We start from the raw sequence: 9425 nt of genomic DNA, 5'->3' as shown, positions 1-9425 counted from the left end.
TAATAATAAAAAATATAATAAAGCAGCCTAGTTAAAGGGCTACGCCCAAAAGAAGTTGAGCGAAGCGAAATAACGCGGCTATGGCCGCTTTTTTACTTCTGCTAGTGCATTTTCACCATATAGATCTTGAGTACCAACGATAAACCAGAACTCCATTTTTTTATTTTTTAACATAATATTTTCCCCTCCTTAATTTTTTACTTATTATTTTGGCCGTAGTATGCATTTTTTCCATGTTTACGTTTAAAATGTTTGTCCAGCAAAACTTGATTTATTCTAATGTTATGAGGATTTAGTTGTAACGAATGATATGCAATCTTTGCTACCTCTTCCAAGACAACTGCATTGTGTACTGCATTCTTTGGATCAGTTCCCCAGGTAAATGGACCATGATCATTTACTAGTACTCCTGGTACATCATTTGGATTGATGTTGTTATCTTTAAACGTTCTGACAATTACATCACCTGTCTGTTTTTCGTAATCTACAACTATTTCATTCTTAAGCATAGGAGGTGTTACAGGAATATTTCCATAGAAATAATCACCATGTGTAGTACCAGCTGCAGGAATACAGATACCTGCTTGAGCAAAAGAAACAGCCCAAGGAGAATGTGTGTGTACAATACCTGAGATATCAGTAAAGTTTTTATATAAAACTAAGTGTGTAGGTGTATCACTAGATGGATTTAAATCTCCTTCTATGACATTTCCATCTAAATCTACAACAACCATATCGCTTGCTTTCATTTTTGTATATTCAACACCACTAGGTTTAATAACTACTAGCCCCTTGCTTCGGTCAATTCCACTAACATTTCCCCAAGTGAATGTTACCATATGATATTCTGGCAGCATTAAATTAGACTCTAATACTTTTTCTTTTAAATCTTCTAACATTAATTAACCTTCTTTCACTGCAGATGCTTTAATTTTCTTTAAGCGTTTCATAACGTTATTTTCACCAGTGCCAAAATAGTTGTGTAATTTTACATATTCTTTATAGATAAGTTCATAACGTTTTACATTCTCAGGAATTGGTTTAATTGAATTTTCTTTGATTTTGGCCATTTGTTTTGCAGCATCTTCTATAGAATCATAACCACCAGCTTTTTTACCAGCTGCAACGGCGGCAAACATTGCAGCACCTATGGCAGGTGTTTGCAGATGCTCTGATATAAATATTCCTTTTCCTGTAATATCAGCATAAATCTGGTTTAACATTTGGTTTTTATGAGGCAATCCACCGCAAACAGTTAAATTATTGATTTTAATTCCATTCTCTTCAAATGTATCAATAATTAAACGTTTACCAAATGCAGTAGCTTCAATTAAAGCACGATAAATTTCTTCTGGCTTTGTTTCCAAATCCATACCCAATATTAAACCGGTTAAATTTGTATCAACTAAAATAGAGCGATTACCATTCCACCAATCCAATGATAATAATCCGCTTTCACCAATTTGTAGTTTTTTAGCATTTTCTTCAAGTAAAGTATGAATACTAATATTTTTATCAGCTGCTTCGTTAAAATATTTTTGTGGAACCTGATTTTTAACAAACCATGCAAAAATATCACCAACAGCATTTTGACCGGATTCATAAGCATAATATCCTGGAATAGCACCATTTTTAACTACACCACACATGCCTGGTACAGCAATCTTTTTATCGCTTAAAGTAATATCACAGGTGGATGTTCCCATAATATTAAGCATTGTACCTGATTTTACAACACCAGTAGGTGCAGCCGAGACATGAGCATCGACATTGCCAACAGCAACAGCAATACCTTCATTTAAGCCGGTAGCTTTAGCAACTTCTGGAATGAGTGTACCAGCCTTAGTTCCTACAGGATAAAAAATAGTACCAATTTTTTCTTCTATGACATTTTCCATTAAAGGATTTAATTCTTTAAAAAAATCCTTATCAGGAAATCCAGTTTCAGTATTCCATATAGCTTTGTAACCTGCTGTAGTTGCATTACGTACCTCTTTTCCAGTTAATTGCCATGTAAGCCAATCAGTAGCTTCGATGAAACGATCCATTGCACTGTATACATCTGGTGCTTCTTCAGCTATCTGCATTAACTTAGGAAATAGCCATTCAGAAGAAATTTTGCCACCGTAATAAGGAAGCCATGATTCACCACGTTTTCTTGCAATAGCGTTTAGTCTATCTGCCTGATCCTGTGCAGCATGATGTTTCCAGAGCTTGACCCATGCATGAGGATTATTTTTCCATTCAGGTAAGTTCATTAAAGGAGTACCATCTGCTTTAACAGGAAGGACAGTACAAGATGTAAAATCAATAGATACACCGATAATATCATCTTTGGATATTTTTTTAGAAGCTTCTTTAACAGATTTAGATACTGTTTCTATAAAACAGTTATAATAATCGTTTGGATTTTGCAATGCCCAATTATTCTCTAGCTTGATTTTTGTGCCAGGTAAATTTTCATCGATTACACCATCTGGATAATCTTTTACTGCAGAAGAGATAACTTTTCCATCAACTAAGCTAACAACTACTGCTCTTGCAGATAATGATCCAAAATCAACTCCAATTGTATATTTCCCTGTCATTTTAATGACCACCTTTTTATTTAGTTAATCGCTTTCAAGACAAATATAATATTTATTAGCATAAATGTCAATATAGTTTGCAAATTTATACTAATAAATTTGCAAACTATATTGAATAATTTAACTTTTTATATCTTTTATCATTTGTTATAATATAACCTATAAAGGAATTAACTTTTTTATTCCAATAATTGAAAGTCAGATTTATATTATAAAAAATAAATGCTATTATAGGAGAAAAATATGAAACATAAATATGAAATAGTAAAAGAAAAAATTATTAAGTGGGTAGTTAACGAAAAGTACAAACCGCATGATAAGATCCCGACTGAATCAGAATTAATGAATTTATTTAAAGTTAGCAGACATACAGTTAGGAGAGCGATAAGTGATCTAGCCTCTGAACGATATGTATATAGGATACAGGGCAGTGGAATATATCTGTCTGACTTTAAAGAAACAGAACTTTATTTGAAAAAAAATAAAAATGTTGGTGTACTTACTACATATATTTCTAATTATATATTTCCAGACATAATTAGAGGAATTGAAGATACTCTTTATGATGAATCATATTCTCTTTTATTATCTTCTACTAAGAATAATATAATGTTTGAAAATAGCAGTTTAAAAAATTTATTAGCACATAAGATAGATGGACTTATTATGGAACCGACAAAGAGTGCATATCAGAGCCCTAATATAGGCTATTTTAATAACTTAATAAAGCAAAATATTCCATTTATAATGATAAATGCATCTTATCCTCAAATTAAGGTTCCCAGTTTATGTGTAGATGATTTTAAAGGTGCTAGGATAGCGGTTGAATATTTGCTTACTTTGGGACACAGAAATATAATGGGCATTTTCAAAGTGGACGATTTGCAAGGAGTTAATAGAATGAATGGATTCATTGCAATGTGTCAGGAAAATAACATCCAATTAAATGAAAATCAAATCATAACTTATTTGTCAGAGGAAACGGAGTCCTTATTACCTCAGAAAATAGAAAAATTAATAGCAGAAAAAAATCATCCAACAGGAATATTTTGTTATAATGATGAAATCGCATTTAAGGTATTAAATATAGCACATAATTTTAAACTAAAAGTCCCTGAAGACATATCAATTATAGGATTTGATGATTCTCAAATATCAAAGATGGTATATCCTAAATTAACTACTATAACTCATCCAAAAGAAAAGATGGGAATAGATGCAGCCAAACTGATTATTAAGTTAATTAACAATCATAATCAGTTTAAGGATAGTGACTCCATATTATATGAGCCTACGCTTGTAGTTCGTAATTCTACTGCACCAATTTAATTATATTAATAGATATTAGAACTATAATTAAAAAAAATTAATACCTATAAAAAAAATAACAATTGACATTTGTACGAACAAATATTATTATTATATTTAAGTAATCGATTTCTAAATTTAGCTAAATAAGATTATCTTAAATTTTATTTAAATAGGTAATAGTCATAATAACAAAACATATAATTAAAATAAATACTGATAAAAGATAAAAATAATTGACATTTATACCAATAAATACTATTATTAATTTGGATAAATGTTTTAGATTCATTTAAGTAACCGATTTCAAAAAAAATAAGGAAATTATAAAAAACAAATCTAATTATGAAGAATTAATAAGATATTAATACGAATAGTTGGATAATTTTTATATATTCCACATTTTTTTGAAATAAATATTTTACAACTTATAATTTAAAGACCAAATATAAAATGTAAATGGGGGGAAGAATATGAAATTTAAGAAGATTGCTGCTTTAGCAGCAACAGTAGTTTTATCAGTTGGTATTTTTGCTGGATGTGGTAGTCAACAGACAAGTTCATCGAACAAGAAAAAAGTTATTGGGTTTGCACAGGTTGGAGCTGAAAGTGGCTGGAGAACAGCAGAAACTACTTCTATTAAAGAAATTCCAAAATTAGATTCAAACTTTGAATTAAAGTTCTCTGATGGACAGCAAAAACAGGAAAATCAAATAAAAGCTATAAGATCTTTTATAGCTGAAAAAGTTAACGTAATCGCATTAGATCCTGTAGTAGAAACTGGTTGGGATACAGTATTAAGAGAAGCAAAAAATGCTAAGATACCAGTTGTTATAGTAGATAGAAATGTAAAAGTATCAGATCAATCTCTTATTACAGCTTTCCTTGGATCAGACATGGAGGAAGAAGGAAAGAGAGCAGCTAAAATTATAATTGACAAATTTGGTAAAGATGCAAAACTTAACATAGCAGAATTACAAGGAACTGTTGGATCAACAGCTATGATAGGTCGTCAAAAAGGTTTCAATGAGACTATAAAAAATTGTCCAAACTATAAAATTATAAAATCACAAACTGGTGATTTTACTCGTGCAAAAGGTAAGGAAGTTATGGAAGCATTCTTGAAATCTGACGGAAATAATATTAATGTTTTGTGGTCTCACAATGATGATATGGCAATTGGAGCTGTACAAGCTATAGAAGAGTATGGTAAAAAACCAGGGAAGGATATTTTTATAGTTTCAGTTGATGGAACTAAAGATATGTTTAAATTAATGGCTGATGGAAAATCAAACGGCATAGTTGAGTGTAATCCTCTTTTAGGACCTCAGTTACTAGATACTTCAAAACAAATATTAAGTGGAAAACTTAAGGATAAAATTGTACACACTAAAGAGGGCGCATTTACTCAAGAACAAGCTAAAAAAGAATTACCTAACAGAAAATATTAGAACAATAAAATATGATGTATGAGTTAGATATTTCATACTCATACATCTACATCATGAAAATTTTATAAATAGGGGTGAAATTAATGTTTGAAAGTGATATTACTCTTAGTATGCAGGAAATTTGCAAGTCTTTTCCTGGAGTTAAAGCTCTTTCTAATGTGAATTTTCAACTTAAAAAGGGTGAGATACATGCTCTTATGGGAGAAAATGGGGCTGGAAAGTCAACATTAATTAAAGTTCTTACAGGAGTTTATGAAATAGATGAAGGAACTATTATTTTGAATGGTAAAAAAATTGTAATTAAATCAACTCAAGATGCACAAGAAAATGGAATAAGTACTGTTTATCAGGAAGTTAATTTATGTCCAAACATTACTGTGGCTGAAAATATTTATATTGGACGAGAACCAATGAAAAATGGATTCATCGATTGGAATACAATGAATAAAAATGCATCAAAATTATTAGAAGAAAGATTAAATTTAAAAATAGATGTAAAAAAGTTACTGTCAAGTTACTCTGTTGCAATTCAACAAATGGTAGCTATAGCGAGAGCTGTAGACATATCAAGTGGAATATTAATACTTGATGAGCCTACATCTAGTTTAGATAGTAATGAAGCCGAACAGCTATTTAGTATTATGAGAAAGTTAAAATCTGAGGGCATGTCAATTGTGTTTGTAACTCATTTTATAGATCAGGTCTATGCAGTTTCAGATAGAATAACAATACTCAGAAATGGAAAGTTAGTTGGAACTTATATTGCAAAGGATTTGCCTGAGATGGATCTAATTTCGAAGATGATAGGAAAAAACTACGAGGAAATGGTAAAAGAAAATAAAAAATCATCACGTAAATATGATAGTATAGAAAATAAAAATTTGGTGGAAGCTAAAGAGTTCGGCAGAAAAGGTACTGTAGAATCTTTTAATATGAATATAAAAAAGGGTGAAGTATTGGGATTGGCAGGACTTTTGGGATCTGGAAGAACTGAATGTGCTAGATTACTGTTTGGTATAGATAAATCAGATCATGGAACATTGACTATTGATGGCAAGGAATATTCATATATTTATCCACAAAAAGCCATTAAAGAGGGTTTAGGACTTTGCCCGGAAGACAGAAAAGTGGAAGGTATAGCTGGTGAGCTGACTATAAGAGAAAATATAATATTGGGTTTACAGTCCATTAAAGGTATTTTTAAATATATTCCGATGAAAAAACAACAGGAAATTGCTAAAAAGTATGTTAAGTTATTGAATATTAAAACTCCTAGTATAGAACAGAGAATTGACAATTTGAGTGGTGGAAATCAACAAAAGGTTATACTGGCAAGGTGGCTTGCAACAAATCCTCAGCTTCTAATTTTAGATGAACCTACAAGAGGTATTGATATAGGTGCGAAAGACGAAATAAAAAAATTAATTATAAGACTGGCAAGAGAAGGCATGTCAATTATATTCATATCTTCTGAACTCTCAGAAATAGAAACTTGCTGTGATAGAGTACTTGTACTTAGAGATAGAAAAATTATAGGTGAATTAGTAGGTGAAGAAGTACAGGAAGCAAAGATACTTGAGACTATTGCAGAAGGAGGTAATGTTAATGAATGAGACTAAAACTCCCAATATATTCAAAAAATTTTACCATACGCAAATATTTTGGCCGGTAGCGGCGTTAATTGCATTACTTTTATTAAATTTTTTAGTAAGACCGGGTTTTCTTAATATAACGATTAAAGATGGACACTTATTTGGAAATTTAATAGATATACTTAATCATGCAGCGCCACTTATGTTAATATCATTAGGCATGACAATAGTTATTGCTACTCAAGGAATTGATATTTCTGTTGGATCTATAATTGCTATAAGTGCTTCTGTTTCGGCAACAGTCATAGTTGGAGGTGGTTCTGTTCCAGAGGCTGTATTATCAGGAGCAATAGTAGGATTACTTTGTGGAATATGGAATGGCTTTCTGGTAGCTTATATTGAAATTCAACCTATGGTTGCTACACTTATTCTATATATAGTCGGAAGAGGCATAGCACAGCTTATTACGGGCGGACAAATATTAACATTTACTAATAAGGGATTTATTTTTATAGGAACAGGATATTTACTTTTTCCTGTCGCAATAATTATTGCTGCTGTAATTGTTTTTGCAATTTATTTACTTATTAGAAAAACAGCATTAGGCTTATTTGTTGAATCTATAGGTGTAAATAGTAGTTCCAGTAAGTACTGTGGTATAAGAGCAAGAAAAATCATTTTTTCATTATATATTATATCAGGTATTCTTGCAGGTATTGCTGGCATTATTTTATGTTCTAATATAAAGAGCGCAGATGCAAACAATGTAGGATTATGGATGGAATTAGATGCTATATTAGCCACTGTTATTGGAGGAACTTCTATGGCAGGTGGTAGATTTTACTTAGGAGGGACAGTAGTAGGAGCAATATTTATACAAACTTTGACAACAACTATTTACAGCATGGGTGTAGCTCCAGAAATTACGCTTGTAGTTAAAGCTATAGTAGTTATAATAGTTTGCATTATACAGTCTGAAGCATTTAGAAAAATGCTAAAGAGAAAGAAATCAAACAATACTAAAAAATATAATACTGAAAACAAGCATGAAAAAGAGGTGGCTCGTCTATGATAAAAAAATTAGTTGGTAAAAAAAAGATTTTTAAATTAAATTCATCATACATTTCAATTTATGCAACAATTGTTCTATTCATAGTATTATTTTTAATTGGTTCTGTTATGTTTAACGGTTTTTTCTCAGGTCAAGTACTCGCCAATCTTTTTATAGACAATGCTTATTTGTTAGTTTTAGCTATTGGCCAAACTTTTGTTATTATTACGGGTGGAATAGATCTTTCAGTAGGCTCCATGATAGCTTTTATAAGTATGATTGTTGCAAGCTTGTTAAAAAATGGAGTTAATCCAATTTTAGTTATGACTTTTGTTTTAATTGTAGGTATTGTATTTGGAACAGTACAGGGAATATTAGTAGAAAAGTTTGATCTTCATCCATGGATTGTAACATTAGCAGGTATGTTTTTCGCAAGAGGAGCAAGTTACATTATAAGTATAGATACTATAAGTATTAAGGATCCATTATTTACTGCAATTTCAGGTTTTAGAATACCAATTGGACCTGGTGTATCTATATCTGTCAATGTAGTTGTTAGCTTAATAGTAGCGGCAGTTGCTATATTTGTATTGAAATATACGAGGTTTGGTAGAACAGTATATGCGATTGGTGGAAATGAAAATTCAGCTATGCTTATGGGTCTCAATGCTGGAAAAGCTAAAATTCTTGTCTATACTGTATCGGGTTTTTGTTCTTCTTTAGCCGGTTTGTTATTTACTATATATACTTTATCAGGCTATGGTTTAAATTGTTTAGGTACAGAGATGGATGCAATTGCAGCTTGTGTAATAGGAGGAATATTGTTAACAGGAGGGTCAGGATATCCTATAGGGCCTGTATTTGGTGTCTTAACTATGGGTATAATCCAAAGTCTTATAATGTTCCAAGGAAATCTTAATTCTTGGTGGACAAAGATTGCAATAGGAATGCTATTATTTATATTTATTGCATTACAAAGAATTATTGTTATTAGAGAAGAAAAGAAAAAGGTTGTTATAAGTTGAATAAATTTGACACTTAAACAATGGTTAATAAAAGGTGACTGGTTATATCTGGTCACCTTTTATTAGTTGAGAAAATTTTATATTTAGCGTTATTATAGCTACACTTATTATATATTTATGTAAGTTTTTCAGTTAACAATATAAGAATATACTTAATATAAGCTTTAGTTTATTAATGTAAATAATATAAACATATCCATGCGTATCTATATATAAAAAAGATAGATATAAGTATAATAATAGAGAAAATGTAGATTAAATTAGAAAAATAACGAAATAAGTTTATTGAAATAATAAAAGGTATGCTATAATAAATTTCGTTGTGTCAAACGGGGCGGCCAAATGAGCCAAACAGCAAAAGTTTAAAAGATGAAAGCTTTTAAAAATATTTTGTAAAAAAGTGTTGACAA

7 protein-coding genes and 1 pseudogene are annotated in these 9425 nt (G+C 30.7%); 5 read left to right on the top strand and 3 right to left on the bottom strand.

The window, feature by feature from the left end; genetic code table 11:
• Positions 1 to 87 precede the first annotated feature (87 nt).
• The 3 genes and pseudogenes from J2Z42_RS14835 to J2Z42_RS14110 form a co-directional block, all read right to left on the bottom strand.
• A pseudogene (locus tag J2Z42_RS14835) lies at positions 88 to 174 on the bottom strand (hypothetical protein); the annotation flags it as partial.
• Positions 175 to 197: 23 nt separating this feature from the next.
• Complete coding sequence (locus tag J2Z42_RS14115) at positions 198 to 899, bottom strand: L-ribulose-5-phosphate 4-epimerase (protein ID WP_209703407.1); 702 nt, start codon at positions 897 to 899, stop codon at positions 198 to 200.
• Positions 900 to 902: 3 nt separating this feature from the next.
• Entirely contained in the window at positions 903 to 2588 is a 1686-nt protein-coding gene (locus tag J2Z42_RS14110) for a ribulokinase (protein WP_209703406.1), read from the bottom strand.
• Positions 2589 to 2831: 243 nt separating this feature from the next.
• On the opposite strand from J2Z42_RS14110, the gene J2Z42_RS14105 reads away from it, so the two are divergent.
• The 5 genes from J2Z42_RS14105 (at position 2832) to yjfF (ending at position 9015) form a co-directional block, all read left to right on the top strand.
• On the top strand, positions 2832 to 3917 hold the full coding sequence (locus J2Z42_RS14105; protein ID WP_209703405.1) for a GntR family transcriptional regulator: 1086 nt from the start codon (positions 2832 to 2834) through the stop codon (positions 3915 to 3917).
• 452 nt (positions 3918 to 4369) lie between these two features.
• Entirely contained in the window at positions 4370 to 5347 is a 978-nt protein-coding gene (locus tag J2Z42_RS14100) for an ABC transporter substrate-binding protein (protein ID WP_209703404.1), read from the top strand.
• Positions 5348 to 5430: 83 nt separating this feature from the next.
• Complete coding sequence (locus J2Z42_RS14095; protein WP_209703403.1) at positions 5431 to 6960, top strand: sugar ABC transporter ATP-binding protein; 1530 nt, start codon at positions 5431 to 5433, stop codon at positions 6958 to 6960.
• Positions 6953 to 8011 (top strand): ABC transporter permease, encoded by a 1059-nt coding sequence (locus tag J2Z42_RS14090; RefSeq protein WP_209703402.1) that lies wholly within the window; start codon positions 6953 to 6955, stop codon positions 8009 to 8011. The genes J2Z42_RS14095 and J2Z42_RS14090 overlap by 8 nt, the downstream gene beginning before the upstream one ends.
• Positions 8008 to 9015, top strand: a complete 1008-nt coding sequence (yjfF, locus tag J2Z42_RS14085) for a galactofuranose ABC transporter, permease protein YjfF (protein WP_209703401.1) — start codon at positions 8008 to 8010, stop codon at positions 9013 to 9015. Before J2Z42_RS14090 ends, yjfF begins: the two co-directional genes overlap by 4 nt.
• Positions 9016 to 9425 lie beyond the last annotated feature (410 nt).

The sequence above is a fragment of the Clostridium algifaecis genome, assembly GCF_017874415.1.
In the GTDB taxonomy this organism is placed as follows: domain Bacteria; phylum Bacillota; class Clostridia; order Clostridiales; family Clostridiaceae; genus Clostridium_B; species Clostridium_B algifaecis.
The sequence above is the reverse complement of the archived record's forward strand: the minus strand, read 5'-3'. Positions and strand labels throughout refer to the sequence as shown.

Coding starts and splice junctions, on each gene's coding strand:
- J2Z42_RS14115 (WP_209703407.1), bottom strand. CDS start 899: ATGTTAGAAGATTTAAAAGAAAAAGTATTAGAGTCTAATTTAATGCTG.
- J2Z42_RS14110 (WP_209703406.1), bottom strand. CDS start 2,588: ATGACAGGGAAATATACAATTGGAGTTGATTTTGGATCATTATCTGCA.
- J2Z42_RS14105 (WP_209703405.1), top strand. CDS start 2,832: ATGAAACATAAATATGAAATAGTAAAAGAAAAAATTATTAAGTGGGTA.
- J2Z42_RS14100 (WP_209703404.1), top strand. CDS start 4,370: ATGAAATTTAAGAAGATTGCTGCTTTAGCAGCAACAGTAGTTTTATCA.
- J2Z42_RS14095 (WP_209703403.1), top strand. CDS start 5,431: ATGTTTGAAAGTGATATTACTCTTAGTATGCAGGAAATTTGCAAGTCT.
- J2Z42_RS14090 (WP_209703402.1), top strand. CDS start 6,953: ATGAATGAGACTAAAACTCCCAATATATTCAAAAAATTTTACCATACG.
- yjfF (WP_209703401.1), top strand. CDS start 8,008: ATGATAAAAAAATTAGTTGGTAAAAAAAAGATTTTTAAATTAAATTCA.